Raw genomic sequence first — 23361 nt, 5'->3', positions numbered from 1 at the left:
AAAAATTAAAAATTAGAAGAATGAAAACTTACAAAATTGCAGTAGTTTATGGTGATGGAATTGGACATGAAATTGTTCCGGCCGGATTAAAAGTATTGAATGCTGCTGCGGAAAAGTTTGGTTTTAAACTAGAAACAGAACAGTTTCCCTGGGGAGCGGGGTATTACAAAAAGCATGGTGAGTTTATGCCTGCTAGTGGGTTGGAAACTTTGAAAGCTTTCGATGCCATTTATTTTGGGGCGGTTGGTGATCCTGAAGTAGACGATACTTTGCCTGCCATGCTGTACACTTTTAAAGTGCGAACCCACTTTAAGCAATATGTAAATTACAGACCGGTAAAACTCCTACCAGGAATTGAGAGCCCGCTCAGGTATAAATCTCATGAAGATATCGATTTTGTAGTGGTGAGGGAAAATAATGAGGGTGAGTTTGTACAAAACGGAAAAATTATAAGGGGAGACAGTCCTGAAGGCCTTGCTATGGATACCAGTATTTTCACCAGAGTTGGGATTGAAAGAATAGCCCATTATTCTTTTAAACTGGCTCAGAGCAGAAGAAAAAAGGTAACCAATGTGACTAAATCAAATACACTAATACACAGTCTGGCATATTGGGATAGTGTGATTGAGGAAGTAAGTAAACAATATCCAGACGTGGAATATTCCAAAATGTATGTGGATAATGCTTCGGCAAGTTTTGTTTTAAAACCAGAAGTATTTGACGTAATTGTAACAACCAATATGATTGGTGACATTTTAAGTGATTTGGGTGGAGCCATCATGGGAAGTTTGGGCTTAGGTCCAAGTGGAAATATCAATCCTGAAAAGGAATTTCCTTCCATGTTCGAACCAATTCATGGATCTGCACCGGATATTGCCGGACAAGGCATTGCAAACCCCGTAGGATCGATTTGGTCAGGTGCCTTGATGTTGGACCACATTGGAGAAAAGGAAGCCGCAAAAGCGATAATAAAGGGAATTGAAGCCACTACCAGAAAAGGTATTATTACTATTGATTTGGGAGGGAAAGCCAAAACTCAGGAAATTGCTGAGGAGGTAATTGCCAATTTGTAATTCATAGAAAATGATGAAGGATATTATTGACCTTACCATGACTTATCATGAGCAAATGCCAGGTGTGCAGTTTGAAACTGCCAGAGCATTGGATAAAGATGGATGGAATGCCAAAACTCTTCACCTTTATTCCCATGCCGGAACTCACATGGACGCTCCATTTCATTTTGGGGTCAGTAATAACTTTATCGATGAGTTTTCTCCCAATGATTGTATAGGCAAAGCCTGGGTGGTCGATGTGAGTATGATTGGAAAGAGCGGATTGATAGAAATAAATCACTTAGAAGAAATTCTACCGCTTTTTGAGCCGGGAGATTCCCTATTACTCAAAACCGGCTGGAGCAAATATGCGGATCAGCTGGAAATTTACAGGAATCAATTACCCAGAATTAGTGAAGAGTTAGCTATTTGGTGTGTGGAAAATCAAGTAAAAATGCTTGGAGTTGAGCCTCCTTCAGTGGCAGACGTCAATAATTTGGATGAAGTCACTAAAATCCATCAGATTTTATTGGGTGGAAATGTGATAATTGTGGAAGGACTTTGCAATTTGGATTTGATTTCCGGTAACTACTGCCAGTTTATGGCTTTACCATTAAAAATAAAAAACGGGGATGGTGCCCCATGCAGGGCAATTGCCTGGATGGAAGATTAAGAAAGAAATAAATGAGATTAATGCTTTTGAAAATTATTTTTCTTGTACTCTCAATTTTACTTTTTTGGGGATGTAGCCAAAAGCAACAGGAGGAACCTGAGCGGGAAAAAAACGTAGAGAAAATGATTTTTCCTGAAAAAGACTGGGTATTTACTACTCCGGAAAATCAGGGGTTTGACCGTAAAAAATTGCAGGAAGCGATTGATACTTTAAACAATTATTGTTTTGAAGATCAGTCGGACGAACTTATCATCATTAGAAATGGGCATGTTATTTTTTCCGGAGACAGTATTGATAAATCGCATTTAATTTGGTCTTGTTCAAAATCCTTTACCAGTACGGTTTTGGGGCTGTTGATAGCGGATGGGAAATGTAAACTAGACGATAAGGCCGCTAAATATGAACCACTTTTGACAGAATTTTATCCAAATGTGGAATTGAAACATTTTGCTTCAATGACTTCCGGTTATAATGCCATGGGTTCAACCAGATGGGATGCTGTGAGTGAAGACTGGTCATGGACACCTTATGATCCCGATCAGCCGATATTTGCCCCGGGCACTGCCTATGCCTATTGGGATGAAGCTATGATGATGAATGGCAGAGTATTGACCAAAATTGCCGGTGAAGATTTATATAGTTATTTAAAAAGGAAAGTAACAGATAAAATAGGAATAAACGATTGGATTTGGGGAAATGAAGGGGAATTGGATGGCATACCAATAAGAAACGGTTGTACTTCAATTGAGATGTCTGCCAAAGATTTAGCACGCATGGGACACCTTTACCTCAATAAAGGTAATTGGAATGGGAATCAGGTTTTACCTAAAGACTGGGTGGCTAATGCTACTACCAACCAGGTTCCGACAAATGTTCCGGTTGCTGAAACGGATAGGAAATCAACTGATGGTACAGGTGCTTATGGGTATAACTGGTGGGTAAATGGTAGTGCGGCAGGTGGAAAGTTTGCTATGCCCGATTCTCCGGAAAGAACTTATTATATGAGCGGACTGAACAATAATGTCTGCTTTGTGATACCCGAATGGAATCTTGTTTTTGTAAGGATGGGGGTGGATGGAAATCCACCTGAAGGAAAATATTGGGTGTACAATAAATTTATTGGGAAACTAAAGGATGCAATGATTAATCAATAAGCATCTCCAGTTTGATCTTTATAAGTTCCGGGATCGGCAGCATGTTCGGAATTCTGTGTTTTTAGTTAAAATTAAATTGATGTATGTTCTGGATTAAAGACCTGAAACATAAATAATCATAATTATTAGTTTGTTTAGGATAGGATGAATTTTACTGAATTAACTGAAATATTACCGAAAGCATCTTCTAAAAATTTGCTTCATGAAATAAACGTCTTAAATTCCCAACTTAACAGAAGTATTGTGGTTTTGGATGATGATCCTACTGGCACACAAACCGTTTATGATTTACCTGTACTTACCACCTGGGAGGTTTCAGCAATTGAAGCAGAGTTTGTAAATGAAACTCCGGTCTTTTATATATTGACTAATTCCAGAAGCCTGGTAGAGGCAAAGGCAGTTGATTTGGCAAAAGAAATAAAACAAAATTTAAATCGCGCCTCACAGATTACAGGAAGAAAATATCAGGTAATTAGTAGAGGAGATTCAACCCTCAGAGGACATTTCCCAAAAGAAGTTTATCCATTTAAGGACGGTAAAAGCATTACCATACTGGCTCCGGCCTTTTTTGAAGGAGGGAGATATACAATCAATGATATTCATTATGTAAGAGAAAACGAGGAATTAATTCCTGCTGCTGAAACTCCTTTTGCAAAGGACAAGGCTTTTGGATACAGTAATTCTAATTTACAAAAATGGATTGTGGAGAAAAGTAAAGGGGAAATACCATTGGAAAAAATCAAATCCATTTCGATCCAGGACATTAGAGAAGGAGGTAAGGAGAATGTTTTTAGAAAGCTTTCTACATTTAATTCGGGTGATTATGTAGTGGTAAATGCCTTTTCCTACAAAGATTTGGAAGTGGTGGTTTTAGGCTTATTAAATGCAGAAATGGAAGGTAAAAAGTTTGTTTTTCGAACAGCGGCTTCAATCGTGAAGGTTTTTGCCGGACTGGAAACCAAACCTTTATTAAATAAAAAAAGCCTGAATATTGGAAATACCGGAGGCAACTTAATAATTTTCGGCTCTTATGTTCCAAAATCCACAGCACAATTGGGATTTCTGAAAAATGATAAACAATTTACATTCTTAGAAATAGATGTGCCTACGGTATTAGCACCTGAAAATGGAAATTATCTTCAGGAAGTAATCGGGAAATGCAATCTGTTTTTAAAGGAAAATAAAACTGTAATCGTACATACAAGCCGGGAATTAGTTGCAGGGAAAGATGAGTCTGAAAGCCTGAATATTGGCAATAGAATTTCAGAATTTTTAGTACAGATTGTCAGAAATTTATCGGAGAAGCCCAGATACGTATTGGCAAAAGGAGGAATTACTTCTAGTGATGTAGCCACCAAAGGACTTGGGATTAGAAGGGCGAAGGTGTTGGGGCAGATAATTCCCGGAGTGCCCGTTTGGGAGCAGGGAACAGAAAGTAAATTTCCCCAAGTTCCCTATATCGTTTTTCCTGGCAATGTGGGCGGAAATGACGCCATTTCAAATGTAATTAAATCACTAAAATAACATATGAAAAAAACTGCCAAATCACTCTTTCTAATAACCTTTATTTGCCTTTCCAATCTTGTCTTTGGCCAGTTTGTTGCCAATTATGATGAGTCGAAAGTTCCGGAATATAGCCTGCCTGAATTGCTTGTTTTAGAAAATGGGAAAAAGGTGAAAACAGCTGGTGTCTGGGAAAACAAAAGGCGCCCCGAAATACTGGAGTTATTTCAAAATGAAGTTTTTGGGAAAGTACCTGATGTTTCATACGAGCTTAGCTTTCAGGTTATTAAAGATAATATTGAAGCTATAAATGGAAAAGCAATCTTGAAAGAAGTGGAAATAACAGTTTCAACTTCAGAAGGAAAATTACCCATAAATGTTTTGTTTTTCATACCCAAATCAAATAAGCCTGTACCCTTATTTCTTACCCTAAATTTTTACGGAAATCAATCCATACATCCAGATAAAAATATTTCTCTTGCAAAGAGCTGGCTCAGAAACAATGAAGAGTTTGGCATTACCGAAAATAAGAGCAACGAAGCAACAAGAGGAGTAAGAGCCTATAGATGGGAAGTTGAAGAAATTATTGATAATGGACTTGCATTGGCTACCATTTATTATGGTGATATTGATCCTGATTTTGATGATGGGTTTAAAAATGGAATTCACGGAATTTTAAAAGATGATTCTGATGGAAATAAGAATGACAATTGGGGAAGTATTGCGGCCTGGGCCTGGGGGCTATCCAGAGCAATGGATTATATAGTAACAGATGCAGATTTTGATAAGGATAAAGTAGCGGTTATGGGTCATTCCCGATTGGGAAAAGCTGCATTGTGGGCTGGTGCAACAGATAAAAGATTTGCCCTAACCATTTCAAATGATTCCGGGTGTGGAGGGGCAGCGCTGTCAAGGAGAAAGTTTGGGGAAACTGTGTGGAGAATAAATGATTCCTTTCCCCATTGGTTTTGTGGAAATTTTAAAAAATACAGTGATCAGGAAAGCAACCTTCCGGTTGATCAGCACATGTTAATTGCATTAATGGCACCAAGGGCAATTTATGTGGCTAGTGCAGAAGATGACCAATGGGCTGATCCGAGAGGGGAGTATTTATCTACTTATTATGGAAGTCAGGTTTATAAATTGTTTAATGAAAAAGCTCTGTCCGAACAAAAAATGCCAAATATTGAAAGTCCTGTAGTTGCTTCAAAAGTAGGTTACCATATCAGAAAAGGGAAACACGATGTAACACCATATGACTGGCAGCAATATATCAGTTTTGCCAGATCCTGCTTCGGTCTTCAATAAACTGTATGAAATTTATATGTTAAGAAATAGGAATTAAACTTAAACTAATGCTTTATGTTTTGTAACATAAAGTACTAGTTTACAATTTAATAAAATATGAAAATGAAAACAAAGGTTTTGAAAAAACCATTAATTCCCCTACGGTATTTTATGGTTTTTGGTACATTTCTATTAGCCTTATTATTATACATTGATAGGGTTTGTATCTCTGTAGCAAAAGATCCCATTGCCAGTGACCTTAATCTTAGTGACAAGGAAATGGGCATAATATTCTCTGTATTTGCATTAGGTTATGCGCTTTTCCAAACACCCTCTGGAATAATGGCTGATCGATTGGGTCCACGGGCTATTTTAACCACTGTAGTCTCCTTTTGGTCAATATTTACTGCCTTCACAGGAGCTGCATGGAATTTTATTTCTCTCACAGTTGCCCGGTTATTATTTGGTGCAGGGGAGGCGGGGGCCTTTCCCGGGATAGCCAGAGCTACTTTTTCCTGGATTCCATTAAATGAAAGAGGCCTGGTCACTGGAATTAATTTTTCGGGTTCAAGATTGGGGGCGGCCTTTGCCTTACCTTTAGTGGCTTTATTAATTGATCAATTGGGATGGCGCTCCAGCTTTTACGTATTGGGTGGAGTAGGGGTTTGCTGGGCGGTTTTATGGTACTTTTTATTTAGAGACGTACCGGAAAATCACCCATTTATCAGTGATTATGAAAAAGAAGAGATTATCAATAAAAGACAGGAAACTTCTGGAGAAAAGCAAGAAAAATTGTCTTTGGTATATTTGGTGAAATCTAAAAATATGTGGTTGGCCATGGGCCAGTATTTCTGTAGTAATTTCACTTTCTTCTTTAGTCTGACCTGGTTATTTCCCCATCTTAAAGAAAAATATCAATTAGATACCTTAGAAGCAGGGTTTTATGCTTCGGCTCCCTTGATTTTTGGTGCCTTTGGAAATTGGTTTTCAGGATGGTTAGTTGATTATATGTATAAGAAAGGGAAATGGGAACTATCAAGGCAGATTCCAGCGATTCTGGGCTTTTCCTTAGCCATCATCGGTTTAGTTGCCAGCGTATATGCGGATAATGTGACGGTGGCTATAATCTTTTTATCCCTGGCTATATTTGGAGCGGACATGACTTTAAGCCCCTCCTGGTCGCTTTGTGTGGATATTGGGAGAAAAAATTCTGGAGCTGTAAGTGGCACAATGAATATGGCGGGTAATGTGGGGTCTATGTTGACAGCCCTTGCATTTCCCTATCTTAAAGACTGGACTGGGTCAGTAACTCCATTTTTCTTTGTGGGTGCAGGTTTAAATTTATTAGCCATTTGGTTATGGTTAAAAACAAAGCCGCAAAAAAGTCTGGAAGAGTATTAAAGTATTGATTTACAGTTGATTTATTTAAGATATGCGTAGTTTAAAAGGAGTAGTAATTGGTGCCGGATATTTTGGAAAATTCCATTATGCCGCCTGGAGTAGAATACCGAAGGTGGAAATTGCAGCTATGTCAGATTTGGACCAGCGAAAATGTGAGGAATTTACTCAGGCTTATAAAATCCCCAACTATTACTTTGATTTCAGGGAAATGCTTGAAAAGGAAAAGCCTGATTTTGTTGATATAGTAACACCGCCAAATACACATTTTGAAATTTGTAAAGCAGCTGCTGATTTAGGGATCAATATCATTTGCCAAAAACCTTTGGCTCCAAGCTTTGAAGAAGCGCAAAAGTTGGTTGAATACTGTCAGAAATCCGGAGTGAGATTAATGATACATGAAAATTTTAGGTTTCAACCATGGCATAGAGAAATAAAAAAACTGCTAAATAAGGGAGAAATAGGGGAGAAGCTGTTCTATTTAAATTTTAGAATGAGAATGGGAGATGGGTGGCAAAAAGATGCCTATATGGCCAGGCAGCCCTATTTTAGAGAGATGCCAAAATTGCTGATATTTGAAACTGGGGTTCATTTTATTGATACATTTCGTTTTTTATTTGGAGAAGTAAAAAGTGTTTACGCGAGGTTAAAAAAATTAAATAATGAAATTGCTGGTGAAGATGCAGGAATTATCTTATTTGATTTTGCTAATGGCGCACAGGGAATTTTTGATGGTAACAGGTATAATGAAAGTAATTATGCTAATCCGAGATATACTTTTGGAGAATGTCTGCTGGAAGGGGATAAAGGTTCAATAAGGTTATATACTGATGGTAAGATAACTATACAGGAATTGGGTGGAGTGGAAAAGGAACATTCATATCATCATGAAAATATTGATTTTAGTGGAGATTGTGTATACAGGACACAAATTCACTTTGTAGATAGTTTGTTGAAAAACAAAAATTTTGAAACATCCGGGGAGGATTATTTAAAAACTCTTATCATACAAGAAGCTGTGTATAATTCTCATTCAACTAATCAAATTTCAGATATCGTTTTTTAAGTAGGGCAGATAAACGGAAAAGAAAATAATCTACTTAACATAACATAAATTATCATTAATTAATAAATAAGATTGAACACAGCACCAAAGCCACAATTACCATCATTATCATAATGATGTCATTGATATCAAAACCATAATTTTTTGAAGGTGGATGATCCATTAGTTTTCTGGAAATTTGTAGAATTAAATAATTACTTGCCAAGCACCATTGAGTTTGGCGGTTTTTCCAGAAAAGTAAAATTTAGAGTTGTTGTGGTAATTAATTAGGAAAATGAAAGGATTATAACACTAATATAACATTAAATTTTCCTAATTAAAATAACCACAATTTAGTATTTTTATTGAAGATGTTCAATTTTTCTTTTTTCCCCAGCTATCTCTCAAAGTCACCGTCCTGTTTATAACCAACTGATTAGCTGAGGTTTCGGGATCCAAACAAAAATAGCCCAATCTTTCAAACTGAAAACTTTCACCAATATTAAAGTTCTTTATTCCGGGCTCTACAAATGCTTTTTGCACGACTTTAGAATCTGGATTAATAAATTCCAGAAAGTCTTTTTCTTTATTTCCAGCCGGATCTTCTACAGAAAATAGTCGGTCATACAGTCTAACTTCTGCTGTTTCAGCATGCGCTGCTGAAACCCAATGAATAGTTCCCTTCACTTTTTTCCCTGAAGTATCACTTCCACTTTTTGAATTGATATCATAGGTACATTTCAGCTCTACAACTTCCCCAGATTTATCTTTTATAACTTCCTCGCATTTAATAATATAAGCAAACTTTAGCCTTACTTCCTTCTCTGGAGATAACCGGAAATATTTTCGTGGAGGGTTTTCCATGAAGTCACCTTTTTCTATATAAATAACTTTTGAAAAAGGCAGTTCCCTCTCCCCTCTTTCTTCCTTTTCCGGGTTATTTTTGGCTGATAACATTTCAGTTTTTCCCTCAGAATAATTGGTAATAGTTACTTTTAATGGATTTAAAACACCCATTACCCGATTAGCTTCCTTATTCAAATCTTCTCTCACACTGTGTTCCAATAGAGCAACATCAATTATCCCATCTCTTTTTGCTACCCCTATTTTCTTGGCAAAATTCCGAATAGATGCAGGGGAATATCCTCTTCTTCTCAGTCCGGAAATTGTTGGCATCCTGGGATCATCCCATGAAGAAACATGTTTCTCTGTTACTAACTGAAGTAATTTCCTTTTACTCAAAACTGTGTATGTTAAATTGAGTCTGGCAAACTCGATTTGTTGAGGATGGAATACTTCTAACTGATCCAAAATCCAGTCATACAATGGTCGGTGAACCTCAAATTCAAGTGTACAGATGGAGTGTGTAACTCCTTCAATTGAATCTGATAATCCATGTGCCCAGTCGTACATAGGATAAATGAACCAATCATCTCCGGTTCTATGATGTTTTACTTTTTTAATCCTGTAAATCGCAGGATCCCTTAAGTGAATATTAGGTGAGGCCATGTCAATTTTGGCCCTTAATATCCGACTTCCCTCCTCAAATTCTCCATTTTTCATTTTCTTGAATAATTCAAGGTTCTCTTCTACAGACCTGCTTCGAAAAGGGCTTTCTATTCCCGGTTCAGTAGTTGTTCCTCTCATACGGCTTAATTCCTCAGCCGTAGAGTCGTCCACATAAGCTTTACCAATTTGGATTAGTTTTATAGCATATTCGTATAACTTTTCGAAGTAATCAGAAGCATAAAATTCTCTGTCACCCCAATCAAACCCCAACCATTTTACATCAGATTTTATAGAATTCACATATTCTATATTTTCTTTTTCAGGATTAGTGTCGTCAAACCTTAAATTGCATAATCCATTGTACTTTTGAGCCAGACCAAAATTTAGACAAATAGATTTGGCATGTCCAATGTGCAAATAACCATTTGGTTCGGGTGGAAACCTGGTATGGACTTTACTGTCGTTTTTATGGTTTTTTAAATCTTCCTCGATTTTAATTTCGATAAAGTTTAATGGTGCCTTTTCCTCTGTAGTACTCATATATCCTTTTTGCTAAAGTATCGTTTTGTGAACAAAGAAACTTTTTTTATGCCTATTTGTTTGATTTTCAATAAAATAAAACGAGTAAAAAAGAAATCAATTTCTCTTTTGTAATGCAAAGATAAAGTTTGAATTAAATTTTGATTATTTGTACCGATAAATTCTCAAATTTTAATTTTTTTAAGATTATAAATACTATTAATACAGGAATTTTTATATTGGCAAATCATTTTTTTTTATTAAAGGGTTACCTTTTTATATATCATTTATTAAAAGTCAAAGATGAACGATCTTTCTGTTTTACAAAGGATTCACACAGGAGACCAGGTTGCTTTAGAAGAAGTTTATTTACAGTTTCATAATGAGTTTTTAGGCTTAATACTTAGAAAGTTTAACAAACTTACCAGAGAGGATGCTGAAGATATTTTCAGCGAATCAATGGTGGCCTTGTATGAAAATATTACCAACGGCCGGTTAAACGAAGAAAATTTAAGTAGTACGCTCAAAACCTATCTTTTTCAGATTGGAATAAATAAAACATTAGCCTTTGTAAAAAAAGATAATCGGTTTAATGATATCAAAATTGAAATAAGCAAAAGTTCAGAAACTTTTTATGATGAAGAAAATGAGCATTTTGAAAATGAGACTGAACAAAAATTTAAAATTGTAGAAACGTGCTTAACAGATTTGGGTAATCCTTGCAAAAGGTTATTGGAATTACACTATTACCATAAGAAAAGGATGATTGAAATTGCAGAACTACTCAACTACAAAAATGCGGATGTGGCTAAAAACCAAAAGGCAAAATGCATGAAAAGACTTAGAAAACTATTTAATAATAACTAAATATTTCCTGACCATGGAAAATGAGGAAAACTACATTGAGTTCATAGAAAACTACCTGGCTAACAAACTTTCAACAGATGAGGTAAAAGAATTTGAATCTTTGAGGCAAAGTGATGACCAGTTCAATAAATTATTTCTGGATGTAAAAACCATTTTACCTGGGATTAGATACAGCACTAGAAAGGAATTAAAAGGGTCACTTAAAAGCCTTGGGTTTAATCAATATTCAAATCAGGATTTAGAACCATTCCTGGAGCTTGCTGACCAGGTGGATCTTGAAGAAAAATATGGTGTGAAAATTTCTCCCAAAGAAGGGAAACAAATTCAACTCAAACAAGAATCGCAAAATAACCGATCATTTTCCTTGTTCACTTATAAATCAATGGGCATTGCAGCCAGTATTGCTCTTTTAATTGCCGCCTACTTTATTTTCTCTACTCCAAATTCCGAAAGGCTATACAATTTAGCTTATAATGAAATTGGTCAGGGTCCTTATACTTATATAAACTCAGATGATGAAAATTTGACAGTGGTGAGAGGCTCAGAATCTGAAAAAGTAGAAGATCAAATCCAAAAAGCGTATAACGCCTATAGCCTGGGTCAATATGAAACTTCTATTAATTCCTTCCGGGAGTTACTTTCAAAGGCGGAAGATGACAAATTGAAGTTTTACCTGGGGAATGCTTATTTGGCAAATAACCAGCCTGAAGAATCCATCAATATTTTTAAAGAACTCCTGGAAAATAATCCCGGAGAGTTTGAGACACGGACAAAGTGGTATTTGGGCATTAGTTTTCTTAAAAATGGGGAAATAGATGAAGCCAAAGTTGTTTTCATGGATTTAGCAAAAAATGGTGGTGATTCTTATCAGGAAAAAGCTGAGAAATTGTTGAAGGAATTTTAATAACAGCTATGATATTCACCAACCTAAATTATTTTCAAGAAGTTTTTGAAAAAGAATAGCTCTGTTTTTTTCCTCTATGGAGGAAGTAAGTTTACTTTTTCTTACCATTTTTAGTTCATGGCGTGTTCCCCCTTCTATTTCTTTTCCGATAGCAATTATTCCTGTTGATTCAGGAATATTTTCAAGCGCTTTTCTGATGATTTCATCTTTAAGAGGGATTGCAACATAAAAGCAATTAAAATAGGGGAATTGTACTTTGATTTTTCTTTGTAAAATATGAGATGTTGGATTTGTATTGACTACAACTCCAACAAGAATGGGAAAACTATTTATTTTTTTGTCCTTTTTAATGAATCCAATATAGTCAAATTTATATCGAATATTTTTTTCATAGTCTTTAAAGCTAATATCATAAAAGGAATTGAACTGGCAGAGATTATACTTTCCAAGTGCCAATGAAATCCATTTTCTTCCTCTTAATGCGTTTTTTATATTTCCAATAGTCAGGTCTTCCGTGGAAAGGTTATACTTTTCCAGTTTTTGAATATCCTTTAAAAGATATCCATAATTTTCATCTTCAATTTCTTTGTTTATCATTACTTCCTCATCATCAAAAGGCAAGTGGTACTGATCCGCACTTACCAATACCTCATTATTCTGCTTATTATTTTTCCTACCTCGTTCAGTTTTGCCTTTCTTCAAGGGTCTGTATGTTTTCCAAACCGCATGTAATTCATTTCTTATTCCCTCCCCTTCTATTAATTTATTTTTAATTTCTTCTACAATTTTTTCAGGCGCAATGGTCTTTATTTTCTTATAGGTTTCTAATTGTTCTGGAGTGGTTTTTACCTTTTCTTCTTTTATTTCCTTTATGTTTTCATATCCCAATAATTCAGCATAAACATTTGCTGCAGTTTTTGCTCTCCACAGGGTGGATACATTAATTTTATTTTGTTCTGCAAGCTGGACTACATATCTGGTAAATGAAACAGCCCTGACTTCATATAATTTTTCCTGCTCTATTCTGAACAAAAGTTTAGCTGTTCTTATCCAGTTTTTTCTGTCGTTTTTGATGAGATAATTTAATTCTTCTTCAATGAGTTGTAGTTCAAATTTTCTATTTGATGTGTTCATTTCTTAATCAGTTTTAGTTGCAACTTGCAACTAAAATAAGCAAAAATCACAAAATGTCAAAATAATTAACATTTTATTGTTTATTAAATTTACTTATTCGTACATTTGTGTTAGAAATGATATTTTTTTTAACATTGTTGTTTTTGAAATGAATACTATAATTTTAAACCAATCGACAAATACACCATCCTCACACACTTTCAATTTCTCTCCTATTCAGGAAGAAATAAAAATCCAGGAAGTTTTTATTTTTGATACAAAAAGTTTCCTGCCAAAATTTCTAATTGCGTTTTTATCACTTTGGCTAATCTCAGAAATAGCTGAAACTAATTTGTTTTCGAAAAAAAGAAAGGTTGAAATATTTACTTATCATAGCCAGGAAAATTCTTTAGTGAATGATAAGAGAAAAAAAATTTCAATTGATTTAAAAAAGAAGAATTTTTTGGCCAAAAAGCACCTATTAATTTCTCAATATCTTATCAATAATGGAATACCTACTACTTCACAACTATCGGAAAAAGAAGCCTATTCATTGAACTTGGAGTTGAATGATTTATTCATACAATCCCTTATTTTGGAGAATCCTGATTTATCTGAAAAAGAAAAAGGTTTCTTAACTAATAGTGCATTTAATATTGTGCTTAATGCTTTAAATGAACAATGGAAAAACCACATCCCATTTTCCATTTTGGTGGCCAAAACGATTGCCTCTACTAATTATGGAACAGAAGCAAGGGAAAACAATTTTTTTGCCTTAAAAGATGTCGGTGGAGGAGCTAAAACCTATAAAAACCCCACTCAATCTTTTGAAGATTTTAGTGGACAGCTGATTTCTAAAAGTGAGTATGCAAATTTATTTGTGGGAGGGAAAAACTTTGTCCATTGGGCAAATGTAATTAATACTTATGACTGTAATGAAAAGGATTATACAGTCTTTCAATCAAGTTGTGGACAAACCTTAATCAATATTATTAATAGTCTTCATTTAGATGTACTGGATTATTAATGAAATTGTTATAATAAATATAAATAAAATACAATATTTTGTATTTTTTCAAAATTGTTTTAATAAATTTTATTTTTTATTGTAATTATGCTTTAGATCAACTAATTTATGTAACGATTATGGAATTTTGTTGTTAACCCTGTAAATCTTCCTGACATGTTACTAAATCGGTTCCAACCTAATACTTTTTCATCACCAAATTTTAAAATTTTAAGTTCTCAGGAATGGTTAGAAAGTAATGGAATTGGTGCATACGCAAGTTCTACTTCCTGTGGTGTTAATACCAGGAAAGCCCATGGTTTATTTGTGGTGCCTGGAAATCATGCTCCATTATCCGACCCTCCTTATGTTGTGCTTTCCAAGTTTGATGAACAAGTTGTAACTCAAAATAATAAACTTTCCCTAACCACCAATCAGTACCCAAATCGATTGTTCCCAGAAGGATATAAAAGGATTGAAAATATTCGAACAGACTTATACCCAGAATTTACTTTCCACCTGGATGAAATAAGAATAAAAAAAAGCATCGCTTTTATCCATGAAAGAAATTCGTTGGTAATCATTTATGAGGTTCTAAATTCTCCTACCCCTTTTTTATTGGAACTTAAACCATTGGTTGCAAATAGAGATTGCACCAGGCTTCATTTCCATAATGATTCCATATGTGAATCAGGTAAGTTTGAGTCAGGAAATTTTTATTACAAAGCCTATCCCAATAATCCCGAACTATTTATTTCTATTCCTGGTTCGGAATTTAATTTTAATTCCACCTGGTATTATAGCCATGAACTCCTTAGAGAATTAGAGCTGGGTAATGATTTTAAGGAGGACCTTTTTAGTCCTGGACATTTTTCTGTTTCGCTTAAAGAAGGTCAAAAGCTGGGAATTATCATTTCTTCGGAAAAGGAAAATGATGATGCCCTTAAATTGTTTGAAAAGGAAATACAAAGAAGGGAAAAATACATTTCCAAAAAGAGCACTAAAATCTTCCAGAAATTACAAATTTCAGCAGAGCAGTTTTTTATCCATCAAAATGAAAAATTATTTGTAAGAGATAAATTCTTCAAATTTGATTCTATCGATTCGCCTTATTCTTTAATTGGTTTGCCGGGATTAATTTTGGCTACAGGAAGGTTTTCCCATTTTCGGGCCTTGTTGAAGAAAAGTTTTGAACAAATGGAAAACAAGCCTGATTCCCCTGAATATTTTAAATTGCTTTCTATTTATTTGACTTCTTGTGTAAAATACCTTCAGTACACAGAAAATTTGTCTTTTTTAGAAAAAAAACTTCAACCTGTTTTGGGGACTTTACATCAATTGCTAAAATCAATTGAAATTTTTAGTGAACCTTTTTTTGATGTAAAGGAGGCCAATTTAAATAGAATTATTTCTGCTTTTAATTCTTTAAAACTCAGTAGTTTTTTCCAAAAACTTTTTAATAAGGAAGAGTATGCAGAATATTCAAACAAACTGGCTGAAAAACTTAAGGAGGGTTTTAATAAACAAAAATATAATACCGGTTTAAAAAAAGAATCCTCCTTAAAAAAGCAATTATTTGCAATGAGTCTCCCCTATCCTATTCATTCCAAGGCCTCTGGAATAAGTTTATTGGATAATATTGAATCTTATTTAATTCCTGGAATTGAAAAAAACATATCCTCAAATAATCTAATTGGTGAAATAAAAACCTTAGAAATGACTGCTTTTATTGAAGGACTGATCAAGTTTAAAAGGAATGAAGGATTAATTAAAGGAAAATTTATTTTTCAGCATTTAATGAATCATTTAATAAGAAATGGGAAAAGAACTATTACTGAATCTATGGATTTTAGTAATCCTTTTAAGGCGGAAAATGGTGTGATAATGGACTGCAATTCAACTGGAGAAATTCTCAGAATCGGGATTGAATATGGCCTTTTTTCAAATTATTTCCCGGAAATACCTGTTTTGAAAAATAACATCAATGACAACTGGTTCCAAAAATCTAAAAATGAATCATCGGAAAATCCGGAAGAGAAAAAATCAAATCCATTTTCAATAATTTCAGCCTTTAGAGACCATGCAAGTTCACAAAGACTTTACAGGCTTCTATCAGTTTTTGGTTTATCCTAGTTCGGGTTTTTAAGATGTTCAAAACCTTTTTCAAATGAATTCCAATTGTCTGTTATATTGAATATAACTTTACTTCCCACAAGCCAGGCCGCTTCAAGAGAAGGGATAAATGCAGAATATCCTCCTCCTTCAAGGTTTTCCCCACTAAGGCTTTGAGAGGCTGTTATTCCTTCGTGTTGCATGGTAAAGTTACTAGCTGTTCTAAGTACTAAAAATCTTTTGCTGTCCACTTTTCCTCCTTTCTCCAGAGCTAAAAGGGATGACATAGTTCCGGTATCTTCCATCGCACTTGTTACAAAATTCCCTTTTCCATTGCTCCAGTAACTCACCCAATCATTTGCCCATGTGTTCATCAGTTCTCCATGCCAATAAGTCATGGCAGCTAAATGATCACCTTTTAAAACCTGCGGAGGTTTCTGGGCATTTGGAAAGTTTTTAAACTGACTTCTCATCTTGGTAATTTCCTCATTATCAATTAACTCTACCTGCTTGGTTAATTGATATGCCCATTCCACTAAATCCGGATCAAGTCGGAAAACGGCCCCTTCATTATCTTCAGGAAGAGGTTTTTCAAAAGGTTTTTTCTTTCTTAAAGGAATGTACCCAGTAGTCCAATCCTGAGGAATTTCACGACCATCAATCTCATGAGATAAGTCTCCGTCCACCAGCCATTCTGCCCAGACAGCCGATCCGGTGGATGCATCTTCCGGATCAATTCCTGAGATTCCTGCCACAATAAAATAGGCTTTGGACAAATCAAATCTTTCGTCTAAGCCCAAAGCCATAATTGAGGCTGCAGAATTAATAGAACCAATTCCAGTACAAATTCCAAGAATTCCTTTTTCCCTGTTTAACCTTAAATTCCTATTTCCAACAGGAAAACCAATACTTTCATTTAAGGGGATTCGCTCTACCCAAAACTGAAATTCTCCAGGCCTGTCGCCTTCATCTTCTCCTAGTTCAAACATGGAGATGACCACTACTTTTATTGGTATCTTTTTCTCCTGGCTTGATTCATTTTTATTTTGGAGCGATGTGTCACAGGAAATTATGTTTAAGAAAAGTAGCACTGAGCACAAATTGTAAAACTTTTTCACTGGTGGAATTTTAATTGTTTAGAATGTCATAAAGCCAATTCAAAGTTATAAACCAAAACAAAAACTATATGGCAAATGGTAATTTATTCTTTTTTTTAAGATGGGTAAATTTAAAAAAAGCGGATTAAATTTAACATTAATCCGCTTCGGTAAGAAATAGTACTTAGTAATCTAAAGCAAAATTGATTTTTACATTTTATTCTTTTGATCCAAAAAATATTTTTTTGATAAAACCAAATGCCGCTACGAAGCCAATAGCGATGAATTTCCAAAATTTTGCCAATACCACAAAAAAACCGGTTTTTGCAAGAACTTTACCGGCCACCAAACCACCAATGCCATAAGCGGCAATCTTATCTACTTCCGGATTAAATTCGCCATAGGTATTCCCTGGCATAAACTCAACCGATGCCAATACCGGATCAATCTGCTCCTGTACCAATTGTAACTGATTCATATCTGCGATAGCATTTAATACTAACACTCCCTTTCTACCTAATATTCTAATGTTGTAATTCAGTGTGTTTTCTTCAGCCTCTCCGAATTTAATTTCTTTTGCCCAATGAAGCTTTTTATTGGCTTCGTCATAATAGGGAGTTACCGCCCACCCTACTAATTGAATGGATTCATACCCCATTTCCATTCTTAATTTGTTACTTTCATTTGTATCATCCTGCATGGTTTCCAGTAATTCATCATAATCGATATCCTCAGCCTCATCGTCTTCAACATAGCCACTTTCTTCATAGGATATCTCTATCGCCCAGATTCCAGGGGCTGCAACTTTAATACCTTCCGGAAAAAGCATCCCCAACCCTAATTCTTCTCTTGGTGGATTACCCCAAATATTGCTTAATACAATTTCACTTTCTTCGGGACCAAGATATTTGAAACCACTTGGCACATTTAACTCTGCCAGACCATTGGAAAGTGTTACCTTTCCCCTGTGGAAAGTAAATGTCTGTTCAATACTATCTACATAGTGGTCATACATTATTTGAAGGATAGCTGAGGAATCAAGCTCAACCACTTCTTCTTCTGTAGAATTTTGAGCAAAAGAGTTTGTAAGTATTCCAATAAGGAACAAGAGGGAGAAAAGCCCTTTGAATTTAGTCTGCATAAAATGAATTTAGTTATCTGAAATTTTATAATTAATGAATTGTACAATAAAAACCGTAGCAAAAGATTACTTTAAACGATTTTTAAAGGTAATAATTGTTAATGGAAATTACATGATTCAAATAGAAAATAACTTTATGCATACGTGATTTTGTTTCTTCCTGTATCTTTTAAGGTACAGAACTACCCATTTAGCCTTGTGGTTTTATATGAAGTATGATGGTTCAGTAAATTTCAAACAACCATTTATTAACCTATTCGTATAATCCTCATCACCTTTACAATTTATATTTTCTCTGGAAAACTAAATGCTAAAAACTATGAAAAAGGTTATTTTTTATCTTTCGGTCTTTACCTTAATTTTTTTTAGTTCTTCATGTGAGGAAGATTTGTTTAATGGAGATGCTAATTTAACAGTAATCGTAAAAGGGGCACTTTCTGGTAATTTAAGGGATAACATTACCGTAAGGATTTATACTAATCGGGAAGATGCTGAGGAACTAAATAGCAGCTTTAGAAAGGCTAAAACGGACAGTAATGGAGAAGCTTATTTGGAAAGAATTCCAGCAGGAAGAACCCTGTTTGTAAGAGCAGATGCCTTGTTTGCAAAAACAATTAGAGAACTTCCTATTCTTCAAAAAGGGGAAAACACCTTTGAAATGGTTATTCTTTAATTAGTCTGGATAATTGACTCTGTAATATCCTAAAAAATCAGCATTAAATGCAGAGGTTTCATATATGGCAGTGGGGAAGTTTAAACCCAAAAGTCCGATACCAATGCCATTACCTGAAACATCGCTTTCTCCCAAATAAAAAAGTGCAATATTCCCTGGTCTCCCAGTAAAAAACATTAAATCACCCGGCTGGGGGGTTTCCACTTTTTCAAGCTGGGTCATCATGGTTGAGGAAAGAAATTCACCCGAATTTTCTTCTATATTTATATCCACAAAACCTAAAACATATTTTATAAACCTTGGAGAATTAAAACCATTTTTAGGGCTATCTCCTTTTAACCTAAACGGGTACTTTCGCAGGGCTAAAAGAATAGAAGTGGTAAGTGTCTTTTTTCTACTTCCATCCGGCAGATTCTTGAGATTTGCCAATACTTTGTCCATATTAACTCCATCTTTTACAAATGGAATGGATTCCCGGACCATTATATCATTAATTAGATTGAAAACTTCCTGAACATCCATCCCAGTTGGGTTCGACTTCCTATTTGATGCATCCTGATCCTTCTTCACCTGATTTTGCAAAGATGTTACCAGTTGTTGGTTCTTTGTTAATTCCTTGCTGGATTCATAAAGTTTATAGGAAACCACCCCAATGGCAAAAAATAATAATACTACAACAATTATGGTAATTATGGTTATCCTTTTAGTTTTTGAGTCAGACTGTTCATTGGGGTTTTGTGACATATTGCAAATATCTTTTATAAAAAAAATCTCTTTTAAAATAGGGAAACAAAAAAATGATCGTAAATAGGGAAATATTATTTTGAAATGCCCTCCTTTTATATGATTTTAAGTTGAAAAAATAACAAACTAATAGTTAAATCTATAAATTTTTTCCTTCAAAAAAAGGAGGTAATAAATTTTTTAAACCTTTAAATCTATTAACTGCGGTTATACATTAAATATTATGCCTTAATCTTTCTTCTATTTCCAACTCTAAAGCTTCATACCAATCTTTTCCATATTTTCTAATCAATGGTTCTTTCAGAAATTTATAAACTGGAACCCCCAAAGATTTACCATTACTACATGCCGGGGAGCAAATATCCCACTGGTCATAATTCAAAGCATCATATTTATCATAATTACTTATTCTTATTGGGTATAGATGACATGATATCGGTTTTCTAAATTCAATTTTTCCGTCCAGGTAAGCCTGTTCAATTCCACATTTTAGAATTCCTTTTTCATCGTAAATGGCGTATGCACATTCTCTATTGTTGATGGTTGGAGTAGAATAATCCCCTTCTTCATCTTTAATATAAACGCCCTGTTTTTCTATTTCCGCTAAACCTTCTTTGGATAAATAGGGTTTTACCTCTTCAAAAATATTTTTAACCATTTCTTTTTCCTCATCTTCAAGGGGTGCGCCTAAATCTCCTTCTACACAGCATGCTCCTTTGCATTTTTTTAAATCACATACAAAGAAGTTTTCCATAATATCATCACTCAAAATGGTATTCCCAACTACTATCATTTTTATTTGTTTTTTGAGGTTCAAAGGTAAATTATTAAACTTTAATTGACCAACCCCCAATGTTTTTACTGATAATCCTCATAGTATTTTCTTCCGGTAAAAAATATATTTACCCCAAACCAACAGAAATTTCAATAAATTTAAATTCTGATAAGTTTATGAAGCTTTTGTTATTATAAAATTACTATGAACCATTAAATTTTAAACACATGTCACAAATTAATAAAATTCTCGTTCCAACAGATTTTTCTGAAGAAGCAAGTAATGCTTTAGGGGTTGCAGTTTCAATTGCAAAATGGTCTGGTGCAGAAATTACCTTACTGCATGTGATGGATATTCCTGTTATTGGTCAATCTCCTACTTATGATATAATTGGGGCTAGTTATACCTCTCCGGAGGATCCGGCATTGCACAAAAACTATGTCAATAAATTGATGAGTATTACCAAGGAAAAAATTAATAAGATAAAAGAAGAATATAACTATGTAACCATAAAAAATCATGTGGTTTTCGATTCTTTCCAGAAGCATATTGCTGATTTTATAATAAAAGATGATACAGATTTGGTTGTGATCGGATCTAAAGGTTCAAGCGGGTTGGATGAAGTTTTAGTAGGTTCAAATACTGAGCGCGTTATCCGGTTGTCAAAAGTTCCGGTACTCACTGTGAAAAAAGGAATTGAAAATTTCAATCCAAGGAAAATTGTTTTTGCATCTAATTTCAAAAAAGTTTCGGAAAAAGCCATATCCACTTTAAAGGAGTTTCAAAAATTGTTTGATTCTGAAATTGAATTTGTGAAAATAATTACACCAAATACTTTTGAGACTACTCCCGATACCGAATTGTTAATTGAAAATTTTGTGAAGGGTCACGATTTTAAAGATTACAATATCAATGTTTTCAACTATTTCACTGAAGAAGAAGGAATTCGGGTATTTGGTAATTCTATTGGGGCTGGTCTTTTAGCATTAACCACCCACGGGAGGACAGGATTAGCTCATTTGTTCCTGGGTAGTATTGCAGAAGAAGTAGCCAATCACTCGTCATTGCCAGTACTTACTTTCAATCAACATTATAAGTAATAATTGATTTGTCTAGTACAGATAAGGCTCTTTGAAAAATTTCAGAGGGCCTTTTTATTAAACCTTGAAATGTCAAACATTTTCATATTGAATTTGGATTTACCCGAAATGGCTAAATCCGTTAATATTTCCCCTACCACATTAGAGAATTTAAATCCATGACCAGAAAATCCTACTCCATATAATACCTGTGCATAATTTGGATGTTTTGAAATAATGGGATGTCCATCAGGAGAATTAACATGCATACAGGTAATGGTTTTTAAGGGAGCTGTATTTAATTCCGGAATATATCTTTTAAGATATTCTTTCATTACCAAAGTTTCTTCTTCAGAAACTTCTCTGTCTATAGAATCTGGATGAGTATATTGCCGAATTGGATGTTTGTTGTGTGGATAAAAAGCTACTTTTACACCATCCATTTTGTTATCAACTGCCGGAAATCCATACAAATCTAAATCCTTTTCAACTGTCCAGATAAAAATGGGGAAGTTTGATGGATTAAATTGTTTAATGTCATTTTTAGGTTTCATCCAAAACTGAACTATCCTTTCTGGTTTTATTTCAATACCATATTGTTTCATTTGATCAACTGCCCAAGGACCAACAGTAATTATTAATTTTTGTGCAAAATATTTTTTTGTCTCCGAAAAAAGCTCAACTAATCCTGTATTGTCATTAATTTCCCAGTTAATTACTTTTTCATTGAACCTAATTTCCGCGCCTAATTTTTTGGCCAAATCCAATTGACTTTTTACCCCTTTTTCCGGGTTCAGATATCCTGCAGATTCATCCAGTAGGGCAAAATAATTAGAACCGGTATTCAAAACAGGAAATTTATTTTTAAGGTCCACAGGGTTAAATAATTGATATGGCAAATTATATAGTTTCGCAGATTGCAAACATTTATCGACAATTGAGTTAAACCTATCTCCTATCATCAACCCTCCTGTAATATTTAGAATATCCTCCCCGGATGCTTTTTCAATTTTTCTCCATAAATCGTAGGAATGTTTTAAAATGGGGATATACTCATGACCTTCAAAATAGGTTTGCCGGGTTATTCTTGTTCCTCCATGAGTTGAACCATAGGAATGCGGAGGGCTAAACATATCAAACCCAATGACTTTTTTCTTCTTTAAAGCCCCCTGAAAAAGAGAAGCACTTCCCATTGCACCTAATCCTATTATAGCAATATCAAATTCAGTTTTCACAACCAATAGCTTTTTATTGAAATTTCAAAAAACAAATTAAAGCTAATAAATGAAGGGGAACGTAAAAAAAGTGAATAACGGCTATAAGATAGCTTTTTCATTGGGAAGTTGTCTAAAGTTAAGTGACCTTAATTTTTTTGGCAAAAACGACAAAAAATCCGAGCAAATTTAAGCTGAACCAATTCTTAGTTTTCCTCTCGTATCGTATTAATAAAGCTTTATAAGCGTCCAACCAGGCAAATGCATGTTCAATGACGGTTCGCTGTTTATAGAGTAATGGGTCAAAATATTCATCACGATCCACCAGGCTACCGTTTCTTTTATTGAAACAGATATTAGGGATTACGCCATATTTGGAGCAGAGTTTTCTTAATTCACCTCCATCAAAACCGGCATCGGCATTCAAAAAAAGACCCTCTGGGTTAATATCCACGTTTTCAAGCATTTCCATCATTTCTTTAAAGTGTTTTTCGAT

21 protein-coding genes are annotated in these 23361 nt (G+C 34.5%); 13 read left to right on the top strand and 8 right to left on the bottom strand.

Translation table 11 applies throughout. The features are described from left to right. The first annotated feature begins 20 nt into the window (after positions 1-20). The 7 genes from A3EM_RS0122275 (at position 21) to A3EM_RS0122245 (ending at position 8133) form a co-directional block, all read left to right on the top strand. Positions 21-1073: a tartrate dehydrogenase gene (locus tag A3EM_RS0122275; protein ID WP_020530468.1), complete on the top strand. Its 1053-nt coding sequence runs from the start codon at positions 21-23 to the stop codon at positions 1071-1073. Between the two features lie 10 nt (positions 1074-1083). Next, positions 1084-1725, top strand: coding sequence for a cyclase family protein (locus tag A3EM_RS0122270; protein ID WP_211212008.1), 642 nt, complete (start codon positions 1084-1086; stop codon positions 1723-1725). Positions 1726-1736: 11 nt separating this feature from the next. After that, positions 1737-2879 (top strand): serine hydrolase domain-containing protein, encoded by a 1143-nt coding sequence (locus A3EM_RS0122265; RefSeq protein ID WP_044239456.1) that lies wholly within the window; start codon positions 1737-1739, stop codon positions 2877-2879. A gap of 144 nt (positions 2880-3023) precedes the next feature. Beyond that, positions 3024-4403: a four-carbon acid sugar kinase family protein gene (locus A3EM_RS0122260; RefSeq protein ID WP_020530465.1), complete on the top strand. Its 1380-nt coding sequence runs from the start codon at positions 3024-3026 to the stop codon at positions 4401-4403. Positions 4404-4406: 3 nt separating this feature from the next. After that, on the top strand, positions 4407-5690 hold the full coding sequence (locus A3EM_RS0122255; protein ID WP_020530464.1) for a glucuronyl esterase domain-containing protein: 1284 nt from the start codon (positions 4407-4409) through the stop codon (positions 5688-5690). 102 nt (positions 5691-5792) lie between these two features. Then, positions 5793-7070, top strand: coding sequence for an MFS transporter (locus A3EM_RS0122250; protein WP_211212007.1), 1278 nt, complete (start codon positions 5793-5795; stop codon positions 7068-7070). A 31-nt stretch (positions 7071-7101) separates the two neighbouring features. Beyond that, positions 7102-8133 (top strand): Gfo/Idh/MocA family protein, encoded by a 1032-nt coding sequence (locus A3EM_RS0122245; protein WP_020530462.1) that lies wholly within the window; start codon positions 7102-7104, stop codon positions 8131-8133. A 354-nt stretch (positions 8134-8487) separates the two neighbouring features. Here A3EM_RS0122245 and A3EM_RS0122235 read toward each other — a convergent pair whose 3' ends face one another. Continuing rightward, complete coding sequence (locus A3EM_RS0122235; RefSeq protein WP_020530460.1) at positions 8488-10161, bottom strand: glutamine--tRNA ligase/YqeY domain fusion protein; 1674 nt, start codon at positions 10159-10161, stop codon at positions 8488-8490. Between the two features lie 282 nt (positions 10162-10443). Here A3EM_RS0122235 and A3EM_RS46125 point away from each other — a divergent pair, with 282 nt between their 5' ends. Continuing rightward, positions 10444-11007: an RNA polymerase sigma factor gene (locus A3EM_RS46125; protein ID WP_020530459.1), complete on the top strand. Its 564-nt coding sequence runs from the start codon at positions 10444-10446 to the stop codon at positions 11005-11007. 13 nt (positions 11008-11020) lie between these two features. Next, complete coding sequence (locus tag A3EM_RS0122225) at positions 11021-11911, top strand: tetratricopeptide repeat protein (protein WP_020530458.1); 891 nt, start codon at positions 11021-11023, stop codon at positions 11909-11911. A gap of 15 nt (positions 11912-11926) precedes the next feature. Here the strand turns inward: A3EM_RS0122225 and A3EM_RS0122220 are convergent, their stop codons facing one another. Then, positions 11927-13045 (bottom strand): hypothetical protein, encoded by a 1119-nt coding sequence (locus tag A3EM_RS0122220; protein WP_020530457.1) that lies wholly within the window; start codon positions 13043-13045, stop codon positions 11927-11929. Between the two features lie 148 nt (positions 13046-13193). Between A3EM_RS0122220 and A3EM_RS0122215 the strand changes: the two genes are divergently transcribed. Together A3EM_RS0122215 and A3EM_RS0122210 are read left to right on the top strand one after the other, a co-directional pair. Beyond that, positions 13194-14051: a glucosaminidase domain-containing protein gene (locus A3EM_RS0122215; RefSeq protein ID WP_020530456.1), complete on the top strand. Its 858-nt coding sequence runs from the start codon at positions 13194-13196 to the stop codon at positions 14049-14051. A gap of 156 nt (positions 14052-14207) precedes the next feature. After that, the gene (locus tag A3EM_RS0122210; RefSeq protein ID WP_020530455.1) at positions 14208-16163 is read left to right on the top strand and encodes a glycogen debranching enzyme N-terminal domain-containing protein; all 1956 of its coding nucleotides are present in this window, start codon (positions 14208-14210) and stop codon (positions 16161-16163) included. On the opposite strand, the gene A3EM_RS0122205 is transcribed toward A3EM_RS0122210, so the two are convergent. Together A3EM_RS0122205 and A3EM_RS0122200 are read right to left on the bottom strand one after the other, a co-directional pair. Beyond that, a complete protein-coding gene (locus A3EM_RS0122205) occupies positions 16160-17233 on the bottom strand; it encodes a purine nucleoside permease (RefSeq protein WP_020530454.1) in 1074 nt (357 codons plus the stop codon). The genes A3EM_RS0122210 and A3EM_RS0122205 overlap by 4 nt on opposite strands. Before the next feature lie 223 nt (positions 17234-17456). Next, positions 17457-18380: a DUF2167 domain-containing protein gene (locus A3EM_RS0122200; protein ID WP_020530453.1), complete on the bottom strand. Its 924-nt coding sequence runs from the start codon at positions 18378-18380 to the stop codon at positions 17457-17459. Positions 18381-18699: 319 nt separating this feature from the next. Between A3EM_RS0122200 and A3EM_RS0122195 the strand changes: the two genes are divergently transcribed. Next, positions 18700-19053 (top strand): hypothetical protein, encoded by a 354-nt coding sequence (locus tag A3EM_RS0122195; RefSeq protein WP_020530452.1) that lies wholly within the window; start codon positions 18700-18702, stop codon positions 19051-19053. On the opposite strand, the gene A3EM_RS0122190 is transcribed toward A3EM_RS0122195, so the two are convergent. Together A3EM_RS0122190 and A3EM_RS0122185 are read right to left on the bottom strand one after the other, a co-directional pair. Beyond that, positions 19054-19797, bottom strand: coding sequence for a C40 family peptidase (locus A3EM_RS0122190; RefSeq protein WP_020530451.1), 744 nt, complete (start codon positions 19795-19797; stop codon positions 19054-19056). Between the two features lie 214 nt (positions 19798-20011). Then, complete coding sequence (locus tag A3EM_RS0122185) at positions 20012-20590, bottom strand: DUF3109 family protein (RefSeq protein ID WP_026210519.1); 579 nt, start codon at positions 20588-20590, stop codon at positions 20012-20014. Positions 20591-20799: 209 nt separating this feature from the next. Between A3EM_RS0122185 and A3EM_RS0122175 the strand changes: the two genes are divergently transcribed. After that, the gene (locus A3EM_RS0122175) at positions 20800-21672 is read left to right on the top strand and encodes a universal stress protein (protein WP_020530448.1); all 873 of its coding nucleotides are present in this window, start codon (positions 20800-20802) and stop codon (positions 21670-21672) included. Positions 21673-21713: 41 nt separating this feature from the next. Here A3EM_RS0122175 and solA read toward each other — a convergent pair whose 3' ends face one another. After that, a complete protein-coding gene (gene solA, locus A3EM_RS0122170) occupies positions 21714-22886 on the bottom strand; it encodes an N-methyl-L-tryptophan oxidase (RefSeq protein WP_026210517.1) in 1173 nt (390 codons plus the stop codon). A 118-nt stretch (positions 22887-23004) separates the two neighbouring features. Then, the coding region (locus tag A3EM_RS0122165) for a transposase (RefSeq protein ID WP_020530446.1) at positions 23005-23361 on the bottom strand (357 nt) is incomplete at its 5' end.

The organism is Flexithrix dorotheae DSM 6795 (assembly GCF_000379765.1).
Taxonomy (GTDB): Bacteria; Bacteroidota; Bacteroidia; order Cytophagales; family Flammeovirgaceae; genus Flexithrix; species Flexithrix dorotheae.
This window is presented reverse-complemented; position numbering and strand designations above follow the sequence as displayed.

Coding starts and splice junctions, on each gene's coding strand:
- A3EM_RS0122260 (WP_020530465.1), top strand. CDS start 3,024: ATGAATTTTACTGAATTAACTGAAATATTACCGAAAGCATCTTCTAAA.
- A3EM_RS0122270 (WP_211212008.1), top strand. CDS start 1,084: ATGATGAAGGATATTATTGACCTTACCATGACTTATCATGAGCAAATG.
- A3EM_RS0122235 (WP_020530460.1), bottom strand. CDS start 10,161: ATGAGTACTACAGAGGAAAAGGCACCATTAAACTTTATCGAAATTAAA.
- A3EM_RS0122265 (WP_044239456.1), top strand. CDS start 1,737: ATGAGATTAATGCTTTTGAAAATTATTTTTCTTGTACTCTCAATTTTA.
- A3EM_RS0122175 (WP_020530448.1), top strand. CDS start 20,800: ATGTCACAAATTAATAAAATTCTCGTTCCAACAGATTTTTCTGAAGAA.
- A3EM_RS0122255 (WP_020530464.1), top strand. CDS start 4,407: ATGAAAAAAACTGCCAAATCACTCTTTCTAATAACCTTTATTTGCCTT.
- A3EM_RS46125 (WP_020530459.1), top strand. CDS start 10,444: ATGAACGATCTTTCTGTTTTACAAAGGATTCACACAGGAGACCAGGTT.
- A3EM_RS0122245 (WP_020530462.1), top strand. CDS start 7,102: ATGCGTAGTTTAAAAGGAGTAGTAATTGGTGCCGGATATTTTGGAAAA.
- A3EM_RS0122225 (WP_020530458.1), top strand. CDS start 11,021: ATGGAAAATGAGGAAAACTACATTGAGTTCATAGAAAACTACCTGGCT.
- A3EM_RS0122190 (WP_020530451.1), bottom strand. CDS start 19,797: ATGTCACAAAACCCCAATGAACAGTCTGACTCAAAAACTAAAAGGATA.
- A3EM_RS0122250 (WP_211212007.1), top strand. CDS start 5,793: ATGAAAACAAAGGTTTTGAAAAAACCATTAATTCCCCTACGGTATTTT.
- A3EM_RS0122220 (WP_020530457.1), bottom strand. CDS start 13,045: ATGAACACATCAAATAGAAAATTTGAACTACAACTCATTGAAGAAGAA.
- A3EM_RS0122275 (WP_020530468.1), top strand. CDS start 21: ATGAAAACTTACAAAATTGCAGTAGTTTATGGTGATGGAATTGGACAT.
- A3EM_RS0122210 (WP_020530455.1), top strand. CDS start 14,208: ATGTTACTAAATCGGTTCCAACCTAATACTTTTTCATCACCAAATTTT.
- A3EM_RS0122195 (WP_020530452.1), top strand. CDS start 18,700: ATGAAAAAGGTTATTTTTTATCTTTCGGTCTTTACCTTAATTTTTTTT.
- A3EM_RS0122215 (WP_020530456.1), top strand. CDS start 13,194: ATGAATACTATAATTTTAAACCAATCGACAAATACACCATCCTCACAC.
- A3EM_RS0122200 (WP_020530453.1), bottom strand. CDS start 18,380: ATGCAGACTAAATTCAAAGGGCTTTTCTCCCTCTTGTTCCTTATTGGA.
- A3EM_RS0122185 (WP_026210519.1), bottom strand. CDS start 20,590: ATGATAGTAGTTGGGAATACCATTTTGAGTGATGATATTATGGAAAAC.